Here is a 23924-nt window from a genome sequence, read left to right as displayed (position 1 = left end):
AGCATCCTTTTCGGGAAGGTGATAAATAAAAGGGTAAATAAACGCGAGTTAGCGCCCCACGATGGTTTCGCGTGATACTTTTTCCACACATCGTACCGCTTTTATACGACGCATGACATCGGCCAAACCAATGCGACTGGAAATGGTGATGCTTAATCGTAAGCGGCTGACTCGGCCTCGTTCAATAATATCGAGGTTTGATACTTGGAAGTCTGTGTCACTAATAGAGCTGGCTATTTTTGCTACGGCGCCGCGCTCGTTGATGTAAGTGACGATGAGGCTAATGTGTAGCTCTTCTTCGATGTCTTTACCCCATGCCATATGAATAAATCGTTCAGGGTTGGATAGATGGTCTTGAACATTTGGGCAATTAAGGTGATGAATGACGATGCCTTTATCCACCTGAACATAGCCAACAATCGGATCGCCAGGTATAGGGGCACAGCATTTCGCATAGGAAATCAGCATGCCCTCAGAGCCATTTACTTTGAAAGATTTTGGTGTGATAAGGGTGTCTTCATCAATGTTAGGGAACAGTTCACGAGCCACCAGATAACCGACATGACGACCTTTACCAATCGATTCCAACAGGTCATCCATTGTGACGATTTGATGGTTTTCTAATACTTGTGCGATTTGCTCGGTGGTCAATTCTTCAACATTGGACTTAAATGCATTGAGAGAACGAGTTAACAGACGGTGACCGATAGAGATCGCATTTTCGCGTTGTTTGTCTTTCAAATAATGACGAATATTGGTGCGCGCTTTACCCGTAATCGCGAAGCTAAGCCAAGCGACATTCGGCTGAGCGTTTTTGGCAGTAATGATTTCTACCGTTTGGCCGCTTTCTAATTGAGTGCTTAGTGGTGCAAGGCGGCGGTTTATACGACAAGAGATACAAGTGTTGCCGATTTCAGTGTGAACGCCATAAGCAAAATCGACGGGTGTCGCACCTGACGGTAATTCAATTATTTGGCCATTGGGAGTGAATACATACACTTCATCAGGGAATAAGTCGCTTTTTACGTTATCGACAAACTCGATAGGGTTGCGTGCTTTTTGCTGAATTTCTAATAAGCTTTTGACCCACTTGGTCGCTCGGTCATGGTTGCTTGGCATGCTGGAAGAGCCGCCAACCTTGTAAGCCCAATGAGCCGCAATGCCATTGTTGGCCACCAAATCCATTTCTTCTGTTCGGATTTGAACTTCCATTGGAATGCCGTTGGTGCCTAATACGGTAGTATGAAGCGACTGGTAGCCATTAGATTTTGGGACAGCAATGTAGTCTTTGAAGCGGCCTTCGATCGGTTTGAAGAGCGCGTGGATAACGCCAAGAATTCGGTAGCAGCTGTCATGGCGATCGGTGACAATACGCACACCCATAACGTCCATGATTTCATCCAAAGATCGACGTTTTTTGTCCATCTTCTGATAAATACTGTAAATGTGTTTTTCTCGAACACTGATACTGGCTTCGATATAGTCGGCGGCCAGTTCAGATCGAATCGTGTCTTCCAGTTTTTGGGTGTCTTTAATGCGCTGCTGGCCATATTTTTTATGGATAGCCCGTTGTAGCATTCGAGCACGCATTGGGTAATAAGCTTGAAACGCGAGAGACTCTAAATCAACTCGAACCTTGTACATGCCCAGACGATTTGCGATGGGCGCATAAATGTCTAAAGTTTCGCGGGCAATACGGCGCTTTTTATGGGCTGGCATGGCATCTAATGTGCGCATGTTGTGCAATCGATCTGCCAGTTTTACCAAGATGACACGAATGTCATCGGCCATGGCCATGGCCATTTTTTGGAAATTGTGGGCTTGCTTTTCGATTTGGCTATTGAATTCAAGATGCGTCAGCTTACTGACGCCATCAACAAGACTTGCGACACCTTCCCCAAACTGTTCGGTGAGTGCTTCGCGGCTGATGCCAGTGTCTTCAATTACGTCGTGCAAAAGTGCCGCCGTCAATCCATCACAATCCATCCGAAGTTCAGACAAAATTTCAGCGACAGCGAGAGGATGGGTGACATAGGGCTCGCCACTTTTACGCCGCTGCCCATCATGGGCTTGCTCGGCATAATAATAGGCGCGTTTTACCTTAGCGACTTGGTCGTAAGGTAAATATTGACTCAAGGTCAGTGCTAAATCTTCAACGGTATACATCGCTCACCTCACAAAGGTAAAAAGGAAGTGCGACAGTTGTGCTATGAGCGACACCATTGAGATTAAAACTCGTGAATTGGGCGTTTTTGCAGATCAACATTGCCTGCGTTGATCAAGTTTGCTGCTATTTCACGTAGTGCAATAACAGTTACTTTGTCCCCTTCAGCAGGTACTTTCGCTTCTTCACCACCAGTTGCTAGTTGGCGTGCGCGTTTTGATGACACCATCACTAATTCGAAGCGGTTATCAACGTTTTCTAAACAATCTTCTACGGTAACTCGAGCCATTTTGACCTCTGTATTCGGTTATCTATTTATCCAAGGGTAATTCTACTTAACGGCTTCTCATAATGACAAGAGATCATTTATAAGATTGCCTCTTTTTTCTTGCATAACGGGTGTTTTTGCTCTCATTGCCATAAATATGGCCGCCATTTGAGAAAGTGCAGCATCAAAATCATCATTTACGATGACAAAGTCGTATTCGTGATAGTGAGACATTTCATTTACGGCTTTCGCCATGCGGCGCTGAATGACATCGTCTGTGTCGGTTGCTCTGCTTCTGAGTCGTTCTTCTAAGGCGAGTAATGATGGCGGTAAAATGAATATACCGATGGCCTCAGGGTACAACTGACGGATTTGGCGTGCGCCTTGCCAGTCTATTTCTAAAATGACATCTAAGCCTTGTTCCAACATGCCAAAAATAGATTCTTTCGACGTGCCGTAATAATTATCAAAGACCTGAGCGTGCTCGAAAAAGGCGTCTTCCGCAATCATGTCTAGGAAGGATTCATCGTCGATAAAATAGTATTCTCGACCATGTTCTTCGCCGGTTCTTGGCGCACGGGTTGTATGAGAAATCGAAATACGCACCTTGTTATCTTGGCTTAGTAGTGCCTTGTACAAGGTCGATTTACCTGCTCCAGAAGGGGCTGATAAAATGAATAAATTGCCTTTATGTTTGTCCATGAGGTTCTTTTAATCCGCCTGCCAGTGTCTTTTTCAACGTTGTACTATATCACAAACAAAGCATCTGAATATTGGTGTCTAGTGTCGTGAAAATTCTCGGAAAAATGATAAACATTAGCGTTTCTTGATATAAGAAGTTGATGTGAACACGAACAAATTTACGAGCTAAATTGTCAAAGAGTTATAACGTAGGCATTAATTATATTTTGTTACAATTTTTTTATTGTCCTATGAGGCAGTTTTTATATAAAGCGCTAAGCTTCAATAACTATTTAATAGATAAAACCACGAAAGACAAGGATGGGAAATACAATGGATTTACCCTCTGATACAACGCAATACCAATCAAGGTTTAATTCCAAGAAATACTGTAAAGTCTTATCGGTAGAGGATGATCCTGATTATCAAGCGGCGTTAATGAACGGTTTAAGTGCGCTTAATTATGATGGTAAACAGGTAGAGTTTCTTGTTGCATCGTCCGCCAGCGAGGCAGCGACCGTGATTGCGGCGAACCCAGATATCTCGGTAATCTTCCTGGATGTCGTGATGGAAACGGATAAAGCTGGCTTGCGCTTAATTCGTACTATTCGTGATGTTATTGGAAATGATTTGGTACGGATTGTTTTGTTGACAGGGCAACCAGGTATGGCGCCAGTGGATGACCTAATCGGACAATATGATATTGACGATTATTGGTGTAAATCGGATCTTACTCAGGCGCATTTGCAAACGATAGTGTTGAGTAATCTACGCACGTGGGAGCACCTTTCAGACATGAAAGAAGCTCGTCACGGTATGCAGTTGTTGCTTGCAGCGAGTCAACGCATTGCCTCAAAGAGTGATATTTTAGAATACACGCATTCTATTTTGGATGAAATTAGCCTGCTCTTGAAAATGAATCAAGGCGGCATTGTGTGCTTTTTTCACCCTGAAGAAGAGTTGCTAGATAAAGCATTAATTGTTGCGGCCAGTGGTGAGTTTACACCTCATATACATCGATATGTTTTATCCGTCATTCAAGAAGTCGTTTTAAAAGAAGCGATTGAGCAAGCGAATACAAAGAAGAGTCATGTTTTTCTTGATGGCTTCTCTGTGTTGTATTTTTCGAACAAAGAATTAGACGGTCGTGAGTATATGATCGTGGTGAAGCTGGACCGTAGCCTCGCCACAAATGAAATTAACTTACTTCAAGTTTTTTGTGAAAATATTAGTGCTGGTTTTCGTAATGTCGCACTACACAGTAAATTAACCGAGTTGGCTTATATTGATCCCACTTTAGGCATTCACAATAAAAACTGGTTGATACGAGAAATTCGTGACATGTTCTCTTGGGAGCGAGAAAAAGCCACCTTATTAATGTTATATGTCGAAGATTTGGCGTATATCGAATCGGTTTTAGGGTCTAAGTATTGCGACCAGCTTACTGTGTCTTTGTATGACCACTTGAGTCATTTTTTCGACAAATCGGTTGATATTGCGTTACTAGAGCGGGACACTTTAGTCGTGATTGTGTATGACGATAAAGATTACTGCGAATCATCACTAGAATCTATTATTCATACCAGCATTGAAGTAGATAGCTCCACGTACTCTCTCGACTTGACCATTAGTTTGGTGAAGTTTTCAGACTTTCCTTCTTATAAAGCCGAGCAATTAGTCAGTGTCGGAAAAAGTACGTTAGAAAGAGCCAAATATGAAGGCGTTTCTTATTTGGCCTTTTCTGAAGCACTCGCCTCCGCCATGTTTGGCCGTTATGAATTATTAAAAGATTTGCGCGAAGCGATCTTAAATAACGATATCGTTGCTTATTTCCAGCCTAAAGTAAGCTTAGAAGACAACACACTGATTGGGTTTGAAGCGCTGGCTCGATGGACACATAAAAACGGCAGTTCTATCCCACCAGATCAATTTATTGTGTTGGCCGAAAACAGTGGCCTTATTGATAAATTGGATCAACAAATGTTACAGCAGTCTTGTAAAGCCATTAATACGCTTAAAGGCATGGGGATTCATGTGCCTATTTCTGTCAATGTCGCTGGTAATGAAATCATCCGTCCTAATTACTTCGATCACTTTAAAGCGCTGCTTAAAGAAGAAGGTGTTCCCAATGAGATGATAGAGCTGGAAATTACCGAGTCTCAATTCATTAAAGAGAAAAGTTCCATTAACAAACACTTATCTGTTTTAAAAACGTTAGGCGTACGGGTCAATATTGATGACTTTGGCACGGGTTATTCTGCCTTGGCCTACTTATCTACCTTACCTGTTTCTACCATTAAGATAGACCATAGTTTTGTGTGGAGAATGGAGGAGTCTGAGAAAGACTGGAAAATTTTGAAGATGATTATAGAGCTGGGAAATTCTCTAGGGCTGAACGTTATTGCTGAAGGTATCGAGACAGAGCAGCAAAAAGAGCACCTTCTTGCTTTGGGCTGTGGCGATGGGCAAGGCTATTTATTTGCCAAGCCGATGTCATTAGACGATACGATAAATTGGATTCAATCAGGTCTGTAACCTTATGATTTTTGGTAAATTTTTTTCACGGAAGACACCATTATTGCTGGTGTGTTTATCCGGCATTATGATTTTTATATTGTTGCTTAGCTGGGGAGGTTATCGGTTCTTTTTAGACAATAAAATCAGTCAGTTGGCGTGGAATGAATCGGAAGTTCTGTCCCGTAGCGCGACTGTTTTTAGTCGTGAAATGGGACACATCAAGCGTGTTACCTTGTTGTTGAGAAACAGCGTTAATGCGCGATTGACATCGAAAAACCAAACCGCTTTTTCGGCTGATTGGGAGGAGCTGGTTGTCGATGAGTTTAGCCAATTTGCTCGAACGTCTAGTTTGATTTCACAAGTACGTTGGATTATGCCAAATGGTCTAGAGCGAGTTAGAATCAACTCTCAAGCGGGCGTAATTACTCGTGTTGACGACTCTCAGTTACAAGATAAATCCGATCGAAACTATATAAAAAATGCCCCCCGTGCTACAGAAAATGATGTTTATGTCTCATCTCTGGATTTGAATATAGAGAATAAAGAAATAGTTCGTCCTTTTCAGCCAACGGTGCGTGGTGTCGTAAAAATTACCGGTGATCAGTCAGGTTTTTTGGTGGTTAATTACGACTTGAGTAAGTTGTTTGAACTGATTCGCACATTTAGTACTGAAGAGGTGTCTTTAGAAATAGTGGATGCAAAGGGTCAGTGGGTATTAGCAGCAGACAGCAGCCTTGAATGGGGGGCGTTACTTCACTCTAATGACTCTCGGCTTAATATAAAAACGCACTTGCCTATTATTTGGCAATCAATGAATGCGACCGATGGATTAGAAAGGGTTTTCAATAATGGCCGCTTATGGAGCTTCCTTAAACAGAACATTGATGATGTAATAGGTACTCAAAGCGAACAGGTTTCTTCTTTGTATTTTGTTGCTCGTTCTTATTCTGAGGCGTTTTCCATATGGCAGGGGAAATTACTCCTCGCTATTATTGGGATTGCAGTGTTTTGCTTTATCGCTATTGCTTGGCTTGTTTGGCGACAAATTACCGCACAATTTGAGACCTATCGATTATTAACATTGCTCCAAGAAGAAAAGGCTCAAGCGGAACATGCTAATCGAAAGCTTAATCTAACAAATAAACGGTTGGTAGATCTACAGGATGAGCTAGTAGAGACCAGTAAGCTGTCTTCCTTGGGTATGATGGTCGCAGGTTTAGCCCATGAAATGCATACGCCGCTTGGAGGCGTCAGAATGGCGATGTCATCTTGTAAGGTCTGGCTAGACAAAGAAATCGGCCGATCACCTTCTGATGGTCTAGATAAAATGAATGACTCTCTTCTTATCGCAGACAAGAACCTCACTCGAGCGCTCGATATTGTTTCTAGTTTTAAACGAATTGTTTCGGATAGAACGGCGCAAGATGCACAACTTTTCTTTTTTCATAATGTGTTAAACGATATTGTATTAACCTATAAATCCACCTTTAAAAACCGTGTAGGGATTAGCCTTGTAATCGAATGTCCAGATGACATTGAAATGATAGGGTATCCTGGCGCGATGTCTCAGATTATTCAAAACCTCTTTGATAATGCCTTTGAATATGCTTTTCAGCGGTCAGCAAAAGGCCAGATAACGATTACGGCCTCAAAAGAAAAGGAGAATTTAATATTCTCTTTTGAAGACAGTGGCAATGGAATATCGCCAGATGTTTTAGGCAGTGTTTTTGAACCATTCATCACCACTGGCCGTCAAAATAACCACACCGGTTTAGGGTTGCACCTAGTGAACCAATGGGTCTATCAACTGATGAAAGGACACATTGAGGTCACTTCTGAAGTTGGGGTTGGAACTAAATTCATCTTCACCATTCCTTTAAAGCAGAGCCTTGAAGACGGCGCAACCTAATTCGTCTTTTAGGTCTGTGGTCGCATTTATATCTTCTAAGGTTTTCAGTGCAGCAACTTTGGTCAGGTTTTTGGTTATTTTTTGAGAGATACTTTATGGCTACTTATTTGGGTGGCTAAGCATCATGAAAATGGTATTCAGTGGTGGCAATGAAATATTATGAAAAGCGCATGCACATTGTATGCGATTATATTTATAAACATTTGAATGAAGAACTTACGGTTGACGCATTATGCAATGTTGCCGGCTTTTCTAAATATCATTTTCATCGACAGTTTTCTAACTATATGGGGATGGGGGTCTTCAAATTTGTGCAACAACTGAGGTTGAAAAGGGCATCCTATGAACTTGTCTTTTATACCGACAAACGCATTATAGACATCGCAATGGACGCTCAATTTGATCATCCTGAGTCCTTCTCCAGAGCCTTCAAAAAAGTGTTTCTACAGTCCCCAATGGCGTTTCGTCGACAGCCTGACTGGTTACAATGGCATCGAGAATATAGAGTCGTCGAGAACCGCATGGCGCTCAATCTGGATGTTAAGTTGGTGAACTTTGTTGGCACTCAAGTTGCGGCCTTTGAACACCGAGGTCCTGTTGAACGAATGCTAGAGTCTTCAGCAACCTTTCGAGGGTGGCGACAACGTACGGGGATTTCACCTATTGGAACAAGCCGAACCTTTGGTATTATTTATGATAACCCTGAGTGCGTACCTGCAGAAGACTTTCGTTTTGATATTGCAGGTGAGGTACATCAGACTATTGGAGATAACCAAGAGGGTATTGTAAATAAGTTCTTGGCGGGAGGCCGCTGCGCCGTTGTGCGTCACTATGGTACGCACGACAATATGGGCGACGTCGTCTGCGCTTTATATGACGTATGGTTGCCTAACTCTAACGAAGAGTTAAGGGACGCACCTTGTTTCTTTCATTGGCATAATTTCTTCCCACATGTGGCGGAGCACGAATTAATTACGGATATCTATTTACCACTTAAATAATGTTTAGCAGGGAGGCTTTTATGATAAAGGCCATTCTAGTCAACACTCCTATGTGGGTGTGGCTTTTGTTATTGGTATTGATTTATCTTGGTTGGATGCAGAGCCGTGATCGTCACGTCTCTAAAAATAGAGCGTTTACGTTTCCCTTGATTATGATAGTACTTTCTTTATACGGTGCACTGTTCAGCTCTGGTGATACCGAAGAAACGCTGTTGTTTTGGTGTGTGGGTTTTGTTGTCGCGACGTTATTGGGTGTTCTCATCTTTCCTTTACGAACCGTACGTTATGATGCCCAAACAAAACGTTATTTTTTTAGTGGCAGCTGGATGCCAATGCTACTGATTTTAGGTATTTTTATAATAAAATACTGTGTTGGTGTTCTAGAAGGGATGCAAAGTCCACTTCTAGAACGTCCAGATATAATGAATGGATTGTCGTTAATTTATGGTTTACTTAGCGGCGTTTTCGCGGCTCGAACGATTGGATTGCTGTCTTTAAGTTCGAATAAAACTGTTCTTTTTGAACGTTAGTTTTTTGGCTTAGGGCTGGCCATCCACCCCAGCATTATCCAGATAACACAAATTACAAGAATGACATACAAAGGCGCTTGCCAAGATCGCTGCCAATCATAAAGCGCACCAATCAATACCGGTCCGACGGCCGCAAGTGTATAGCCAATGAGCTGCGCCATACCGGATAACGCCGCCGCTTGCTTTGGACTGTTTGTTCTTAAGCCAACGAAAGATAATCCTAAAATAAAGCCCATACTGTTACCAAAGCCGAAACAAACGGACCAAAGACCAGACCAGTTGGGTAGAAACAAAAAGCCAAAAACACTCAAGCAAGTTAAGCTCGTCGCAGATAAACAGAGCCGTCTATGGCTTCCTAAACGACTGAGAAAAGGCGCTAGAATCAACGATGGCAACGCTCCTGCGAGTTGCAAATATCCCTGATACAATCCTGCTATTGAATCAGCGTAGCCATTGCTTATTAAAATAGAAGGCACCCAAGCCACCACAATGTAATTAATTAATGAATTGAACGCGAGGAACCCAGTCACTTGCCAAGCGGTGATGGAGCGCCAAAGCTTTTGAGTGGTTTCGACTGTGCCTGTTTGCGGCATTTGATGTTGAGTGATTTTAAAACAAAACCACGCGATCAAAGGTAAGAGGATCAGCGCCATTTGGCAGATTAGCGCAAATGACCAACCACTCATGTTCGATGACGTCATCGGCAACGCGATGGGGTTTTGCTCTGCAAACAGGCTTAATGGCACGGCGAAGCTCGACATCAAAAAACCGCCGATACTCATCATTAATACGTAAATCGCCGTAAGCTGAACAATGTGATTCGGGAACTCGCGCTTTAATAAACTGGGCAGCAACACATTACCAATGGCAATCCCGGCGCCAATAAACACGGCACCTAAATACAAGGTGCTGATTGAGCCAAAAGATCGAATGATCATACCAATGGCAATTAGGCCGACGCCCGAGGCCAGAAGGCGTTCAATTTGAAAATACCGTGTGAGCCAAGAGGTAACAGGTGCGAACAGGGCGAATGCCAGTAATGGCAAGCTGGTCATCAGCCCCAATTGGGTACTGCTTAGCTGCAAATCTTGGCTAATTCGATCCAATAATGGCGGGAGCCCTGTCACCGGCCCGCGCAAATTTAAAGCCACTAAAAAAATAAATAACAATAAATACGCAGCATCGTGTTGCGCTAAGCGCTGTAAACGTTTCATCTCTGTTCCATCAAGGTATTGGGTAAATACAACCCGTAAAGTGTGGTTGTTGGGTGCGTATTATAGGTGTTAGTCTCTTAACTTAATTGAGCTATTTGGACAAAAAATTGCTAAATACAGACAATGATTCATCGCGTCTTGTAACGGATCTAAGTTTTGCAGATGAGTATCCCCAACGAGTGTTGGTATTACGCTCAAAAGCGGCTCCGCATATCGAAGAAACGCCGTGGCACCAACATCAAAAAGGCCAGTTGGTCATGCCATTGACGGGTGTTGTGACCAGCTTTATTGATGATAAAATGTGGTTGGTTCCGCCACGTTGCGCTGTTTGGATTCCTAGCATGGTAATGCATCGAAATCAGATTTCATCCTGTGCGGATGTTTGTATGCTATTTGTGGATTCAACCGATCTTTCTATGCCGGATAAAGCCTGCACCTTAACGGTCTCGTCGTTATTAAGGGAGCTGACCACGTCATTGGCCACCCAAGAACCAGACTACGAAGCAGGCTCTGCGACAGACAGACTGGTCACGGTTTTGCTCGATCAATTGGTTGAACAAGAGCGCGAAGCGTTTGATTTTCCTATTCCTGATGAGCCAATACTTAATCGTCTTGCTTTAGCCTTGCTCGCCAAACCCAGTGAAAAACGCACGTTGGGGCAATGGGCTAACGATTTTGCCATGAGCGAGCGAACGTTGGCACGGATGATTAAACGCCATGTTCAACTCACTTTTGGACAATGGCGCAGTCAGCTTCACATTGTTCTCGCGTTGCAGAAACTGGCGGTTAATACACCAGTGCAAACCATCTCAGAAGAGCTTGGTTATGAATCCGTTAGCGCGTTTATTACCTTCTTTAAAAAAGCGTTGGGGAAATCTCCAAGACAATATCGGGTAGAGCGATGGGGGCGTTAGTGTGCAAACTTCAATACAACCACGCCGAGAATGATGAACAATACGCCAAGATAACGCGTTAACGACGTAGGGTCACCATACAGCCAAATTCCTATCAGAAAAGTGCCCGACGCCCCAATTCCAGTCCAAACAGCGTAAGCGGTCCCCATGGGAATCTCTTTTTGCGCCAACCAAAGAAGCGTACCGCTTATAGTCATAAAGAAAATCGCGATGGCAATGCCCGTGATTTTCGATTCTCCAGATTGCGCCATCTTTAATCCAATAGGCCAACCCATTTCTGTAATGCCAGCAAGCAGCAAATATAACCAGCTCATTTTTATGGTTCCTTACGATGAATATAGGAGAGTGAGTGAACGAATTTGATTTTTATACTATCAATAATTATGATGTTTAAAAGTTAATAACCATCGATATTATTCATATGTTAAGTTTAGAACAAATCAAAATGCTGGTGTTATCCGCAGAGCTAGGGTCATTTTCAGCGTGCGCAAGAAAGCTGGGAAAAGTGCAGTCTGCTGTTAGTCATGGGATAAGCAATCTAGAAGTCGATTTGGGCGTCGAGCTGTTTGATCGATCGTCACGCAGTCCGATATTAACCCCAGAAGGAGAGCGCTTACTGCGCAGCGCGAAAGCCCTTTTAGCGCAATCTCATGAGTTTGAAAAAATCGCCGAATCCATCCTACGCAAAGAAGAAAGTGCGCTCACCATAGCTGTGGACGATGCGTTATTGGCGCCCAATGTGTCGGCGGCTCTCAAACTATTCGCGCTTACCTTTCCTTATGTTCAGCTCGACCTCGTGTCTCTGGCCTCCCCCGACATCATCCATGCGGTTGCCGATGGCAATGTCGATATTGGCGTGATGTTTTCAGAAGTGGAAGCGAACAAACAAGTCGATTTTTGCTACGTGGGTGGTGTGGATTTTATTGCCGTATGTCATGTGGATTTTCCGTTGGCGGCGCAGCGAGTATTGTCTGAATCAGACCTTGTACCATTTCGACAAATTGCCGTGCGCGGATCGCTAAAAAAAGAACCCCAAGCCCTGATTAGCATGACACCCAGTGCATGGTGGTGTTCTAGCAATTACGCTGTTTTGGAACTGGTGAAACAGCAAATAGGCTGGGCCTACTTACCTGCATCTTTGGTTCATCCGCTGGTTGAACAAGGTGATATTTGTAAGATTGACGTAGCGTTTGACCACAAACCGTGGTCAGCACCCGTGGATCTTGTGTTTAAAAAAGGCGCCAAACGCGGGCCTGCACATCAATGGCTTTTTGAAGCATTAAAAAATGCGTTCTCGGTGACGGGATGGAAAATATAAATAATAATAAATTATTCAATAGATACAATAATGTCCAAAAAATTCATTATTAACCTATAATAGATACCATTGTATCTATTTGGATGAACGCTTATTTCTATGAATCACTTTCTGTTACTGGATGATAACGATGTACAGCACGCGTTTGCGGCTCATCTTCGTCGTCTGCGGAAGCAGGCAAAGCTGTCTCGCGATGGGTTGGCCGAGCGCAGTGGTGTACCCGCGTCCACCATTAAAAAGTTCGAACTGACAGGACAAATTTCCTTTCGCCAGTTATTACTACTCTGGCAAAGCCTCGATGATCTATCGCGGCTCTTTGCCCTGACTCAAAACACCAGCAACCAACCTAGCATGCCAACGTCCATAGAAGAGGTGCTGAAAGATGGCTTTTAAACCGATTCAAAAACTAGTGGTTCAGCGCACTCTATCAACAGGAAATAGAGTAAATGTTGGAAGATTAGCGCAAAACCAACAAGGCGTTTTTTTTCAGTACGACGCGGATTATATTCAGCAATTTGGTAACGTATCGCCTATTACTCTAAACGCTAATACTGATTTACAACGGGCGCCAAAAACGCCCCATCACGGTGTTCATGGTGTGTTTGGCGACAGCTTACCCGATGGCTGGGGGCTGCTATTACAAGACAGAATATTTCGTCAGCATGATATTTTGCCTGCACAAATTACGGCAATGGACAGGCTCACTTTTGTCGGAGATTCTGCGATGGGTGCGCTTTCCTTTAGCCCTGAGTCGGACTTTAAGCAATACGATGATAGCGATATAGATATTCAGATACTTGGTTTAGAAGCGCAAAGCCTGTTTGACGGACAAACCGAAGAGGTATTGGCTGCTTTGGTTGCTGCTGGTAGCTCTGGTGGAGCAAGGCCAAAAGCCCAAGTGTATCTTGGTCCAGATCAACCAACTTGTTGGCGGACTCAAGCTCAAAAAAATGATGAAGCTTGGTTAGTAAAGTTTACCTCAAAAAATCTAGCGCTCGGTCATGAAGAAGGGGGATGTGAAGCGGCTTACCTATCATTGGCAGCAAAAGCAGGACTTCAACCTCAAGAGTGGAAGCTAATAGAGGCGCCTGCGAAATCTGGCGCTAGCCATTGGCTGGCTTTAAAACGCTTTGATCGAGTGTTAAACAGACAAGGTTCGCTAGGTCGATTACACATGCACAGTGTATGCGGCTTATTAGATTCTGACTTTCGGACGCCAAGTTTAGATTACGAAGACTTGATTAAACTCAGTCGACACCTTTGTAAATCGCCTATGGTCGGTCAAATGCAATTTCGTCGTGCCATGTTTAACCTATTTGCCTGTAATCAGGACGACCACAGTAAAAACTGGGCCTTCTTACAAGACGATAAGGGCACTTGGCAACCAGCCCCTTTTTACGATGTTACTTTTAGCCCTCATCCATTTGGCGAACAAGCCACGTCATTTGCGGGTTACGGCAAAAAACCACCATTAAAAGCCATTCAAAAACTCGCCACGACCGCCAGCTTTGCGAACTGGAAACAAGCCCAACACGCGATAGAAGAAGTCGTAGAATCTCTTTCTGGCTTTCGTGACGTCGCTTTATCGTTAGGCGTGAAACCCGATACCGTGCGTTTGATCGAGAAACAACTGGATGCCTGCTGGCAAGACAATAAAGGCTTGTTGGGGTGATTTTAGATATGTTTAAAAAACACGAAAAAATAGACATGTCATAAGGATTTGCTCCTTATCATGTCGAAAAAGTAAAAGAATTTCGACATGACAACTTGATGTGTCGATGACATCGACATACGACACAAGATAGCAACGACGTGAGTTCTCACGATGCAGAGTGAGTCTTGGGATCTATTGCATTACTTTAACTTGGGAAGCCGTTTTATATACCGTTAATATGATTTTAAGGATAAATGATGAGCCGATTTGAGTTGGGTTTTAAGTCAAGCGATCTCCCTGTTACGTTAAAAGATTGCCGCTATGAGAATGACACTTGTGCCTCATTCTATTTTCGAGTGGACGATCAGTACTACCAGCTATGGGTGGATTACAAAGAAAAAGCCCAACGAGAAGACCCTGATAGTCCTCGTTACACGGTGTGTAAAGCGATTAATGAAGGATGTGACGCTTCCTCAGAAATCTATACGGATCATGATTTTAAAGACCTTTTTCAAACGGAAGAGCCAAGTGCGATGATTCGGTTTGTGAGTGAGATGCAGCAATAGATATGTATAAAAAATCGGCTCTTCTATACATATTTGCTAACTAATATATAACAAAGAGAGTTTTGTATACGTGCAACGTGTTTGTTGTATTGTGCTATGACAATAAGCTTGCCTTACGTATAATTACGTCATTTTTGAACTCGCGAATTTACGATGGCACAGAAACTGACGGCAATAGATTTATTTTCAGGGGCAGGTGGTTTTTCACTTGCTGCGCATAACGTCGGTGTTAATGTGCTTGCTGCTATTGAGTTTGACCAAAGTGCAGCTGAAACCTATCAAAAGAATCTAGTTGAACGGCTAGGTGCTCCTACTCAAGTGTTTGCTCAAGACATTACTAAATTTGATATCGACTCGCTTATACGTGATCAAGGTATTAAAAAAGGTCATTTGGATATTCTGCTTGGTGGCCCGCCATGCCAAGGCTTTTCATCTCACCGTTTTAAAGATTCTGGGAAAGACGACCCAAGAAATGCCTTACTTATACGTTACTTCGACTTCGTTGAGCACCTAAAGCCCAAAGCGTTCTTAGTTGAGAATGTCCCAGGTTTATTGTGGCCACGCCATGAAAAATATCTTAACGATTTTCTCCAGCTTGCCAAAGATCATGGCTATCGAGTGATTACTGGTGCGCCATTGATCTTAAATGCTAAAGACTATGGTGTTCCGCAAAACCGTAGGCGCGCTTTCATCTTTGCTTTACGCAATGACGTGATACGGGACGATATCGAATGGCCGCCGAAAGCAACACACTACAAATCTGGTGACTGCCAATGGTTAACCGCTTCATCTATTTTTGAAGAGCCAAAGCCTTCGACGTTAAATGAATTCAAACGCCGGTTAGAGGAGAAGTTTGGCTATACTGAAGATGAGTCAGCTAAGAGAATGGCATCTTTAAAGTGGGGTAAAGAGCTAAAGCCAGAAGACCCATGTAATTTAAACATGGTGCACTCAGAAGCACTGACTCAAGTTTTTGAAAATACGCCATTACTGGGTAGTAGAGACGAGTCTGGACGAGTTTTAAACTGCCATAAAGGCGATTATAAAGGCCACAAAGATGTATATGGCCGCATCTTTCCGCATCAACCTTCAAACACGATTACAACAGGATGCAATAACCCTTCAAAGGGGCGTTTTGTACATCCTTGGTTACCACATGGTATAACCTTACGTCATGCCGCACGTTTACAAACCTTCCCAGATGATTACATGTTTACTGGTGGGTCAATGGCGATGGCGAAACAGATAGGGAACGCAGTACCTATAAAACTAGGTGAGGCCCTTATATCTGAAATATCTAAGTTATTATCAGCTTCATAAAAAAGGCCACTTTCTTTGATTGTAAGATAGCGGTATTTTTAAAGGACAATATTCAGGAAGATGCACAATGACTGCCCCAGTTACTTTTCAAACACGAGCAAGAACCATAGATCACCTAGGCCGAGAGCAGATAGCAGACTGTCCGACCGCTATATCTGAACTTTGGAAAAATGCCTATGATGCTTATGCTCAACATGTTGAGCTGCATTTATTTGATGGTGATGTCAAAGTGGCTGCTATTTTTGACGACGGCCACGGTATGAACCGCCAAGAGTTCGAAAGTAAATGGCTAACCGTTGGCACAGAATCCAAAACTAATGGGTTTGAAATTCCTGAAAAAGATCGTAATGGATTATCTCCTAGACCTAAACAAGGACAAAAAGGCATTGGCCGCCTTTCATCAGCGGCATTAGGCCCTCTTCTGTTACTCGTTTCGAAGCGTAAAAATGAAGACTTCGTTGCCGCTTTGATTGACTGGCGATTGTTTGAAAACCCCTTTCTTTACCTTCACGATATTCGTATTCCAATTACTGGTTTTTCTAAGGCTTCTGACCTTATAGAAGAACTGCCTGCATTATTTGATCAGATGATGGGTAATATCTGGGGGGATGCGGATGATCCAGCACGTAACCAGCGGTTAGCAGAGGCTTGGAAAGCCTTTTCTGAGCAAGAAGAAAAAGATGGAAAAGATGAGCTAACGAAAAAGCTAATAGAGCACACGCTTATCAAAGAAGTCTTTTCAGAGGAACAGCTAAATAAATGGTCTGTTTTCAACGGTGAATCCGAGCACGGCACAGCGATGCTGATCGCAGAGATTATGTATGACCTTGAAGTACAGCTTTCGACCATTCCTCTTTTAGAAGCGGATGAATCTGAAAAGTTAACTAGAGAACGTTTTTTCCAGACCTTATCAAATTTTACCGACCCTTTTTCCAAAGGCTCGGAGCCTATTGCAAACGACTTTGGTTGTTTAGTGCGCTGTTGGCGTAAAGGTCTCCCATTTGACTTAATCGGTGAAGGTAGAGAGTTTGACCTGAAAAATCTCGAAGACCTTGAACATATATTAGAAGGTCATGTGGATGAAGAGGGCTACTTTCATGGTCGAGTAAAAGTGTTTGGTGAATGGATTGAAAACTACACTGTGAAGCCTAGAACAGCTTATAAAGTTCGGAAAGATTCTCTATTTGGAGCTTTTGACTTAAGGGCTGGAACCTTTGAGCAGCTAATCGGCAGTACTTCCTTATCCGATCAACAACACGCCTCATTTATGGCTCAGGCGGATAAATACGCGGGCTTTAGAGTATATCGTGATGGCTTACGGGTAATGCCCTATGGCCGTGTTGATAGTGATTATTTCTCGATAGAGGAACGTCGGTCTAAAAATGCTGGCCGTTATTTTTGGTCAAGCCGGAGAATGTTTGGCAGAGTATCTATATCAAGAGAAAACAACCCCAATTTAAAAGATAAAGCTGGTCGTGAGGGGATTATAGAAAACCGTGCAGCCAAGCTTTTTAGGGAAATCGTTGAAAATATATTACAAGACTCAGCAGACAAATATTTCGGAAGAAAGTCTGATAATAGAAAAGTCACAATTGAAAATATAAAAGAGCAAAAAGCATTAGAGAAAGCGGAAGAAGATCGTAAAAAGATCCAGTCCAAAGAGCGAACTAGAATTCGCTCCTCTATTAAGAAGAATCTTAATCAGCTAATTTCACACGTCGATAAACTATCGGAGTTGAAAAATACCTTTGAAAGCCGCCTATCGCTCAATTCCATCGATGAAATTCAAGAACTTAAGTCAGAGGTGGATAACTTCAATGAAACAACGCAAGCGTTTTCATTAAGCCCAGTACCTGCCAATTTAGGTCGTTTAGAAGACGATTACCGTGGCTATCGCAAGCATGAGCTTGCAGCGAAAGAGCTAGTCAAAGAGCTTACTTTTGTCGTTAACAAAGCGCTTGCTGAATCCAAACAAAAATCCGATTACGAAAAAGCCTCCGAGGTATACCGCAGCAAACTAGCCAGTCTAAATAACAGCATTACACGCTATGCGGCACAAGGTAAAGCTATGCTAGCCAAGCAACAGCAAGAGTTTGATGAATTAGTGAAGCATTGCCGAGAGCAATACAAACTTGCTGTAGAGGAGGATCTAGAAGATCTAAGGCTTGAAAAAGGCTCATTAAGTCTTGCGCTAGAAAAGCTGGATGACATGCAAGCTAAAGTCGAAATTGAGAACGCCCAGAAACTTTCTCCCTACGTGACGGCTCTAGAACGAATTAGTGAAGAGATAGATCTAGAAAATCTGGCAGTTCATAGCATGAATCAGACAGAAAAATATCGTGAAGAGATTGCGAGGCTGCATTCGCTGGCGCAGCTTGGCATTACCGTTGAAATCATCGGCCACGAGCTAGAAGGATTCGATCAAACCATAGCATACGGCTTAAAACATCTAAGCTCGGATGCTTTGACGGAAAGACAAATTTCTCTGCTGGAAAGTACTTCTCATGCGCATCAGGCGTTGACAGAAAGACTGCGTTTTCTGTCGCCGCTTAAACTTTCGGGTAGGAAAACAATAGAGAGAATTAAAGGCTCCAAGATTACTGAATATATTCAATCGTATTTTGGCGATCATTTTGAGAAAGCAGGGATTACCTTTGAAGTCTCTGATTCTTTTGACTCGATAGTGATTCAAGAAGTGCCTGCACGCATCTATCCTGTTTTTATGAACTTGATTAACAACTCTCTTTACTGGTGTCAGCGTGGTGATACTGATAACAGAAAAATTGCTTTAGATGTTAAAGATGGTGACGTCTACATATCAGATACAGGGCAAGGTGTGGATCAAGACGATTATGATCAGCTTTTTACTCTTTTCTTTACTCGCAAGCAGCGAGGTGGGCGAGGAGTAGGGCTGTATCTATCTAAGCAAAACCTACAAGCTGGCGGCCATAAAATCCGTTATGAAACACGCTCCGAGAAAAAATTATTATCAGGTGCTAACTTTGTCATTGAGTTTAAGGGACTAACGCATGAGTGATACGGCAACAACTTATCAAGACCTAATCAAAGAAGCATTTATTGACCCTATCAGAACCGTAACAGTAATTGACGATGAATATCCGACATTACAAGAGCTGCTACAGAATTCAGGCAATACTCCTGACACGGATAACCCAAATATAGCTCGTTTGATAAATATTACAAAGATGTGTCATGAAAATCACAAATGGAGTTTAGACGTCTTTAATGGTAAGTCTCCAAAAATAGATGATGACAACTATATTCCTGAACATTTGCATCACAGCGATCTATTGATACTGGACTACCATTTAGATGGTAATCAAGATGATGGGAAAAGAGCTAGAAAGATCATTAATAAACTAGACTTTAACAATCACTTTAATATTGTTCTTGTTCATACCAAAGGTGTTGCTGACGATAATATCAAGCAGGTTTTCGAGGAAATACTTGGGGATTTTTATACGGTTAATGGTGATATTTTCTCGTCTTTGTCTGAGAAGAAAGAGCTTATAGAAGAATGGCTCTACGAAAATTCTGATAGCTACAAATGGTTAGATAAAGAAAATGTTTATTCAATAAAAGAGGTTGTTGAGTTTGTTTCTAATGGGAGTCTAAAGAAGTATAAAAAACCCGAACATATTTTTAATTCGTTTTCCGATGAAATTTCTGCGATAAATGAAAGTCTACCTCCTGTAAGTAATATAGGATTTTCAATAGGCGATCTAATTCTATTTCGGCTTAGAGAAGTAATAGCTCATTGTGAAATGAGCATCGGAGCGATAAGAAATGATCTAGTCTGGAAGTGGGAAGACAACAACTTGAACTATATTTCCACAGGAAAAGTTTTTATTTCTGTTGTGCATAAATCTTCAGATGACCCAGAAGAAGAACTTTATACAGCTCTATGTGACTCTTTAAATCATTTTAATGCGTCCCCTATGCATCTACTGATGGCGAAGATACGCCATGAAATAGATGAAAGAGGTTTGGAGCAAGCCCAAAGTATTCTCTTAAATCGCTCTGCCCAAGCGGGATGGCTATATAGTCTGCTATCAAATAGTAAAGATACTCTTGCTCACGATAAGGCAATTGATCTTCACTGGGAGCAATTGGGAAGATCTTCTAAGAGCTCACTTCGAGAATTTTCAATCCGCCTCGCTTCAGTTCTTTTATCTGAAGACAAAAAAGTTGTTATCGAACGTTTCTTTAAAGAGTGTATTGAAAATGTAGACCTTTCCTGTGGGCATCTCAATGCCTTCACCTGTTCCATGCCCGTGATCGGTAAACACCTCAATACAGGTACAGTTTTTTCTGTAAATGATGAATTTTGGGTCTGCCTAACTCCTGCATGTGATTTAGTGCCAGGACAAAAATCAGCTCCGTGGAAAAGTAGAATTGGTACCCATTATTTAGCTTTTAAAGCCGTTAAACTAAACAATGCGAAGCTTCCTAGAGCAAACGAAGATGCAAATACAAATGAATTTGTTTATTTAAACTGCGAACTCTTCTCTGAACCCAAAGCTTTTGCTTTTACTGGAGGAGGAAGTCCAATTTGGGATACGTTTTATGCATCTAATCAAGGGCTTTTTACAGAAGAAAAAAAGATTGGTTTGGCACAGGTTAGAGAAAATGAAGGTAATCTAAGTATTAAGAAAGTTGAAGCCCAAGTAGTTGCAGAGCTTCGTTATGAGTATGCCCTTAATCTTCTACAGAGGTTTGGAGCAAATCAAACGAGAGTTGGTTTGGACTTTATTCAGAAAGATAACCTTTGGTAGATAATAAAGCCAGTGACCACCAAATTAATCCGCAATAGCACGGCTGAGTTTGCTAGGCGGTATTTGTTGTTTATAGAATTGAAGCAGCGTTTGGCTATTTCAAAGCATCTACCAGTACTTAGGTTTAAAAATCGGTTTTTTATGAGTTGGTATTCTGTCTGGAAACTGATGAGCTTCAAGCTCGACATCTTTAACAACGGTCCGCATCCAGTTTGCTTGATTCTTTAATGTTCCTGGTGCACCACGATTGATGCCTTCTCTATGCGGAAGAATGACCCCAATCGTTATATGAGGAAAGTCTTCTTTGATTGCTCGAAGAGCAGGGCCAATATCAGTATCTGCAGAAACCAACACAACTTGTTGAATTTGATCTTCCATATGTAGAGCTTGTTGCTTAGATAAGAGGCGATACATGCTGACCGCTAAATTAACATCTGTTTCTTTTTCTTCTAATTTCCAGATATCAACCTTATCTTGTCGGGAAGGTCGAGTCGATTTGTCAATAAACCTTGGAGCTTGCGCTGGTTCGAGAGTGTGTCTACCTAGTGTAACCGTTACGTGATTTACTTTTAGCGCTCGGATATAAGAGTCCTGCGCTTCTTTTGATTGAGTTCCTCTACTAGCCAATTCTGGCTTTACTGGTGAGCTAAAGTAGTAGATTTCTGCTGTTTTTGCTTTAGGGTTTTCGATTGTAGTGATGTGCGTAAGTAAGGTGGGTAGGTCGAGCCACTTATAAGGAGTATTAGCGAGCAAGCCGTAAAACAGGTTATATCCATCAATAAAAAAAGCCGTTCTCATTTTATCTATCCTTAGATGTGAAAAAACCGGCTAAAGCCGGTTTTTTCACCTTAACAGCCAGCGTAACTTAATCGCTGCGTACAAGGCTGAGTTGTAAGACTTATGATAGTTACCACTATGATAACTTTAAATTTAATATAAGCTATCTCTTTAATCTTAATCTATAGTTTTAAACTATAATAAGATTGGTTAATTCGTTGCTCCCATAGTATAGATAAAGCGGTATGACGATGTTGGTTTGTTCCCGCGTTTTCCTTAATAACATCCACGGGAAGCAGGGCGTTTTCACCATCCTCTAATAGGTCAATTTGTTTACATCAAAAGAGATTGACCTTCTTCTTCTCTGGCATAAAATGGCGTCAATTTAATCCCAGTATGGGACAGTTTAGGACAGTTTAGGACAGTTTAGGACAGTTTAGGATTGAGGTAGCTCATGGCCAGTACATCGCTTGTTTCAACAGATTCCATTCGTCAGCGTTTGAAGATGTTCATTGAAAACATTAGGATACAGCGTTTTTTATTGGCGTTGATTTTAATCAATGCCATTATTCTCGGTTTAGAAACCTCGCCTGAGGTGATGACAGCCGTTGGCCCGTTTTTAATGGCATTAGATAAGGCTATATTGGCGGTGTTTGTTATTGAGCTCACCATTCGTTTGCTTGTACACCGTTTTGCTTTTTTCAAAGATGGCTGGAATGTATTTGATTTTATTGTCGTGGGGATCGCATTAGTCCCTGCTAGTGGCCCGTTTGCTGTGTTGCGTGCGCTCAGAGTATTGCGAGTATTACGCGTACTGACTTTTGTTCCGTCGATGCGAAAAATTGTCGGGGCATTGATCAAATCCTTGAATGGTATGTTGTCCATCGCCATGGTGTTGGGGCTTGTGTATTACGTGGCCGCCGTGATGGTCACCAAATTATTTGGTGAGGCGTTTCCGGACTGGTTTGGTAGTCTAGGCGCTTCACTGTATACGCTGTTCCAAGTCATGACTCTAGAAAGCTGGTCCATGGGCATTGCACGACCCGTAATGGAAGCCTTTCCTTATGCTTGGGTGTTTTTTATTCCCTTTATCCTCATTGCTACCTTCACCATGTTAAACCTCTTCATTGCTGTCATCGTCAACGCAGTACAGACCATGCATGACGATGATAACAAAGACGAGCTAGACGCTGAAAAAGCCACACAGCAACAGCTATTGGAGCAAATGCAACAACTCCAGCTGGAGCTACAGGCGCTGCGTCGAGATATGAACAAGCCGCAAGAATAAGAGAGAATAATTACTCAATATTTTGGATCTGCTCTCTCATTTGTTCGATTAATACTTTCAATTCCACGGCGCTTTGGGTGGTTTCTACGACGATGGATTTAGATGAAAGGGTGTTGGCTTCACGGTTGAGTTCTTGCATTAAGAAGTCTAGACGGCGGCCGATTGGGCCTGTTTGTTGTAGCTGACGGCGTACTTCTTTGTTGTGTGTTGCAAGGCGGTCGAGTTCTTCGGCGACATCGGCTTTTTGTGCCAATAGTACGATTTCAGCTTCGACGCGCATTGGGTCAAGGTCGACTTTGGCCGCTTCTAGTTTGTTGATGAGGTTTTGCTTCTGCGCGGCGATGATTTCTGGCAGCTTGGCTTGAACTTCAACAACGATGGCGTCGATCGCATCGAGGCGCTGTTCGATTATTTCTTTCAGTTGAGTACCTTCGCGTAGTCGAACTTGAATTAGCTCTTCGACAGATTGGTTAAAGAGTTCCACGACCGCTTTTTTCATGATGTCAGCGTCTGTGCCTGAGTCGCTTAAAATACCAGGCCATTTTAAAATGTCGAGCGGGTTGGCTGGGTCTAAGTCTTTGAACCACGTGCCAAGTGTGTCGATGGCGTTTGCTAGGGCTTGGGCGTTGTCAGGGTTAATGGTCAGGCTGGTAGCGGCTTTGTCGACGGCTTGAAAGCGCAGTTGGCACTCCAGTTTGCCTCGGTTGATTTTCTTACGCAGCACGTCACGAAATGCAAACTCAAGCTCGCGAAAGTTTTCTGGCAGGCGGAAGTTAGGTTCTAAATAGCGTTGATTTACTGAGCGGACTTCCCAGCTGATGGTGCCCCAATCGTATACGGCTTCTTGGCGTGAGAAGGCGGTCATGCTTGCAGTCATGTTGAATACCTAAATGTAGAGGTGATGTGAGATAAAAGTAAAGGCGATAGTGTAACGCAAGGAAGGCGTGTTCGACAGTTTCGCTTATTGTTGTGTTTTCCTATCGCTGGGGGCGCAATTTTGTGTAGGT

The 23924-nt window shown here is 42.6% G+C and carries 20 protein-coding genes; 13 read left to right on the top strand and 7 right to left on the bottom strand.

What is annotated here, in order from left to right; all coding sequences use genetic code 11:
* Window positions 1-48: 48 nt before the first annotated feature.
* The 3 genes from M3I01_RS17010 to gmk form a co-directional block, all read right to left on the bottom strand.
* Window positions 49-2166, bottom strand: a complete 2118-nt coding sequence (locus M3I01_RS17010) for a RelA/SpoT family protein (protein WP_255897110.1) — start codon at window positions 2164-2166, stop codon at window positions 49-51.
* A gap of 62 nt (window positions 2167-2228) precedes the next feature.
* Window positions 2229-2453 carry a DNA-directed RNA polymerase subunit omega gene (gene rpoZ, locus M3I01_RS17005; RefSeq protein ID WP_112135958.1) on the bottom strand — a complete coding sequence of 75 codons (225 nt, stop codon included), beginning with the start codon at window positions 2451-2453 and terminating at the stop codon, window positions 2229-2231.
* 57 nt (window positions 2454-2510) lie between these two features.
* Window positions 2511-3134, bottom strand: coding sequence for a guanylate kinase (gmk, locus tag M3I01_RS17000; protein WP_255897109.1), 624 nt, complete (start codon window positions 3132-3134; stop codon window positions 2511-2513).
* A 312-nt stretch (window positions 3135-3446) separates the two neighbouring features.
* Between gmk and M3I01_RS16995 the strand changes: the two genes are divergently transcribed.
* The 4 genes from M3I01_RS16995 (at window position 3447) to M3I01_RS16980 (ending at window position 9070) form a co-directional block, all read left to right on the top strand.
* The gene (locus M3I01_RS16995; protein WP_255897108.1) at window positions 3447-5648 is read left to right on the top strand and encodes an EAL domain-containing protein; all 2202 of its coding nucleotides are present in this window, start codon (window positions 3447-3449) and stop codon (window positions 5646-5648) included.
* A gap of 4 nt (window positions 5649-5652) precedes the next feature.
* Window positions 5653-7539, top strand: a complete 1887-nt coding sequence (locus tag M3I01_RS16990) for a sensor histidine kinase (protein ID WP_255897107.1) — start codon at window positions 5653-5655, stop codon at window positions 7537-7539.
* Between the two features lie 149 nt (window positions 7540-7688).
* Window positions 7689-8540 carry an AraC family transcriptional regulator gene (locus tag M3I01_RS16985; protein ID WP_255897106.1) on the top strand — a complete coding sequence of 284 codons (852 nt, stop codon included), beginning with the start codon at window positions 7689-7691 and terminating at the stop codon, window positions 8538-8540.
* Between the two features lie 20 nt (window positions 8541-8560).
* Window positions 8561-9070 (top strand): DUF6622 family protein, encoded by a 510-nt coding sequence (locus M3I01_RS16980; protein WP_255897105.1) that lies wholly within the window; start codon window positions 8561-8563, stop codon window positions 9068-9070.
* Here the strand turns inward: M3I01_RS16980 and M3I01_RS16975 are convergent.
* On the bottom strand, window positions 9067-10284 hold the full coding sequence (locus M3I01_RS16975; protein WP_255897103.1) for an MFS transporter: 1218 nt from the start codon (window positions 10282-10284) through the stop codon (window positions 9067-9069). The genes M3I01_RS16980 and M3I01_RS16975 overlap by 4 nt on opposite strands.
* A gap of 107 nt (window positions 10285-10391) precedes the next feature.
* On the opposite strand from M3I01_RS16975, the gene M3I01_RS16970 reads away from it, so the two are divergent.
* Complete coding sequence (locus M3I01_RS16970; RefSeq protein WP_255897102.1) at window positions 10392-11198, top strand: AraC family transcriptional regulator; 807 nt, start codon at window positions 10392-10394, stop codon at window positions 11196-11198.
* Here M3I01_RS16970 and M3I01_RS16965 read toward each other — a convergent pair.
* A complete protein-coding gene (locus tag M3I01_RS16965) occupies window positions 11195-11512 on the bottom strand; it encodes a DMT family transporter (protein ID WP_255897101.1) in 318 nt (105 codons plus the stop codon). The two genes, M3I01_RS16970 and M3I01_RS16965, sit on opposite strands and share 4 nt — an antisense overlap.
* A 107-nt stretch (window positions 11513-11619) precedes the next feature.
* On the opposite strand from M3I01_RS16965, the gene M3I01_RS16960 reads away from it, so the two are divergent.
* The 7 genes from M3I01_RS16960 to M3I01_RS16930 all read left to right on the top strand — a co-directional run bounded on the left by M3I01_RS16960 (window position 11620) and on the right by M3I01_RS16930 (window position 20852).
* A complete protein-coding gene (locus M3I01_RS16960; RefSeq protein ID WP_255897100.1) occupies window positions 11620-12516 on the top strand; it encodes a LysR family transcriptional regulator in 897 nt (298 codons plus the stop codon).
* A 99-nt stretch (window positions 12517-12615) separates the two neighbouring features.
* Window positions 12616-12909: a helix-turn-helix domain-containing protein gene (locus M3I01_RS16955; RefSeq protein ID WP_255897099.1), complete on the top strand. Its 294-nt coding sequence runs from the start codon at window positions 12616-12618 to the stop codon at window positions 12907-12909.
* Window positions 12899-14188 (top strand): type II toxin-antitoxin system HipA family toxin, encoded by a 1290-nt coding sequence (locus M3I01_RS16950; RefSeq protein ID WP_255897098.1) that lies wholly within the window; start codon window positions 12899-12901, stop codon window positions 14186-14188. The genes M3I01_RS16955 and M3I01_RS16950 overlap by 11 nt, the downstream gene beginning before the upstream one ends.
* A 236-nt stretch (window positions 14189-14424) precedes the next feature.
* Window positions 14425-14736 carry a hypothetical protein gene (locus M3I01_RS16945; protein WP_255897097.1) on the top strand — a complete coding sequence of 104 codons (312 nt, stop codon included), beginning with the start codon at window positions 14425-14427 and terminating at the stop codon, window positions 14734-14736.
* 153 nt (window positions 14737-14889) lie between these two features.
* A complete protein-coding gene (locus tag M3I01_RS16940) occupies window positions 14890-16056 on the top strand; it encodes a DNA cytosine methyltransferase (RefSeq protein ID WP_255897096.1) in 1167 nt (388 codons plus the stop codon).
* A 67-nt stretch (window positions 16057-16123) separates the two neighbouring features.
* Window positions 16124-19093 (top strand): ATP-binding protein, encoded by a 2970-nt coding sequence (locus M3I01_RS16935; RefSeq protein WP_255897095.1) that lies wholly within the window; start codon window positions 16124-16126, stop codon window positions 19091-19093.
* The gene (locus M3I01_RS16930; protein ID WP_255897094.1) at window positions 19086-20852 is read left to right on the top strand and encodes a response regulator receiver domain; all 1767 of its coding nucleotides are present in this window, start codon (window positions 19086-19088) and stop codon (window positions 20850-20852) included. Before M3I01_RS16935 ends, M3I01_RS16930 begins: the two co-directional genes overlap by 8 nt.
* A gap of 108 nt (window positions 20853-20960) precedes the next feature.
* On the opposite strand, the gene M3I01_RS16925 is transcribed toward M3I01_RS16930, so the two are convergent.
* The gene (locus tag M3I01_RS16925) at window positions 20961-21650 is read right to left on the bottom strand and encodes an NYN domain-containing protein (RefSeq protein WP_255897092.1); all 690 of its coding nucleotides are present in this window, start codon (window positions 21648-21650) and stop codon (window positions 20961-20963) included.
* 433 nt (window positions 21651-22083) lie between these two features.
* On the opposite strand from M3I01_RS16925, the gene M3I01_RS16920 reads away from it, so the two are divergent.
* Complete coding sequence (locus M3I01_RS16920; protein ID WP_255897091.1) at window positions 22084-22917, top strand: ion transporter; 834 nt, start codon at window positions 22084-22086, stop codon at window positions 22915-22917.
* A gap of 10 nt (window positions 22918-22927) precedes the next feature.
* On the opposite strand, the gene M3I01_RS16915 is transcribed toward M3I01_RS16920, so the two are convergent.
* Window positions 22928-23794 (bottom strand): YicC/YloC family endoribonuclease, encoded by an 867-nt coding sequence (locus M3I01_RS16915; protein WP_255897089.1) that lies wholly within the window; start codon window positions 23792-23794, stop codon window positions 22928-22930.
* Between the last annotated feature and the right edge of the window lie 130 nt (window positions 23795-23924).

Origin of the sequence: Marinomonas maritima (genome assembly GCF_024435075.2) — a bacterium.
Lineage (GTDB): Bacteria > Pseudomonadota > Gammaproteobacteria > Pseudomonadales > Marinomonadaceae > Marinomonas > Marinomonas maritima.
The sequence above is the reverse complement of the archived record's forward strand: the minus strand, read 5'-3'. Positions and strand labels throughout refer to the sequence as shown.

What these genes read in the sequence shown, in the direction of transcription:
- M3I01_RS17010 (WP_255897110.1), bottom strand. Translation starts at nt 2,166, where the DNA reads ATGTATACCGTTGAAGATTTAGCACTGACCTTGAGTCAATATTTACCT.
- rpoZ (WP_112135958.1), bottom strand. Translation starts at nt 2,453, where the DNA reads ATGGCTCGAGTTACCGTAGAAGATTGTTTAGAAAACGTTGATAACCGC.
- gmk (WP_255897109.1), bottom strand. Translation starts at nt 3,134, where the DNA reads ATGGACAAACATAAAGGCAATTTATTCATTTTATCAGCCCCTTCTGGA.
- M3I01_RS16995 (WP_255897108.1), top strand. Translation starts at nt 3,447, where the DNA reads ATGGATTTACCCTCTGATACAACGCAATACCAATCAAGGTTTAATTCC.
- M3I01_RS16990 (WP_255897107.1), top strand. Translation starts at nt 5,653, where the DNA reads ATGATTTTTGGTAAATTTTTTTCACGGAAGACACCATTATTGCTGGTG.
- M3I01_RS16985 (WP_255897106.1), top strand. Translation starts at nt 7,689, where the DNA reads ATGAAATATTATGAAAAGCGCATGCACATTGTATGCGATTATATTTAT.
- M3I01_RS16980 (WP_255897105.1), top strand. Translation starts at nt 8,561, where the DNA reads ATGATAAAGGCCATTCTAGTCAACACTCCTATGTGGGTGTGGCTTTTG.
- M3I01_RS16975 (WP_255897103.1), bottom strand. Translation starts at nt 10,284, where the DNA reads ATGAAACGTTTACAGCGCTTAGCGCAACACGATGCTGCGTATTTATTG.
- M3I01_RS16965 (WP_255897101.1), bottom strand. Translation starts at nt 11,512, where the DNA reads ATGAGCTGGTTATATTTGCTGCTTGCTGGCATTACAGAAATGGGTTGG.
- M3I01_RS16960 (WP_255897100.1), top strand. Translation starts at nt 11,620, where the DNA reads ATGTTAAGTTTAGAACAAATCAAAATGCTGGTGTTATCCGCAGAGCTA.
- M3I01_RS16955 (WP_255897099.1), top strand. Translation starts at nt 12,616, where the DNA reads ATGAATCACTTTCTGTTACTGGATGATAACGATGTACAGCACGCGTTT.
- M3I01_RS16950 (WP_255897098.1), top strand. Translation starts at nt 12,899, where the DNA reads ATGGCTTTTAAACCGATTCAAAAACTAGTGGTTCAGCGCACTCTATCA.
- M3I01_RS16945 (WP_255897097.1), top strand. Translation starts at nt 14,425, where the DNA reads ATGATGAGCCGATTTGAGTTGGGTTTTAAGTCAAGCGATCTCCCTGTT.
- M3I01_RS16940 (WP_255897096.1), top strand. Translation starts at nt 14,890, where the DNA reads ATGGCACAGAAACTGACGGCAATAGATTTATTTTCAGGGGCAGGTGGT.
- M3I01_RS16935 (WP_255897095.1), top strand. Translation starts at nt 16,124, where the DNA reads ATGACTGCCCCAGTTACTTTTCAAACACGAGCAAGAACCATAGATCAC.
- M3I01_RS16930 (WP_255897094.1), top strand. Translation starts at nt 19,086, where the DNA reads ATGAGTGATACGGCAACAACTTATCAAGACCTAATCAAAGAAGCATTT.
- M3I01_RS16925 (WP_255897092.1), bottom strand. Translation starts at nt 21,650, where the DNA reads ATGAGAACGGCTTTTTTTATTGATGGATATAACCTGTTTTACGGCTTG.
- M3I01_RS16920 (WP_255897091.1), top strand. Translation starts at nt 22,084, where the DNA reads ATGGCCAGTACATCGCTTGTTTCAACAGATTCCATTCGTCAGCGTTTG.
- M3I01_RS16915 (WP_255897089.1), bottom strand. Translation starts at nt 23,794, where the DNA reads ATGACTGCAAGCATGACCGCCTTCTCACGCCAAGAAGCCGTATACGAT.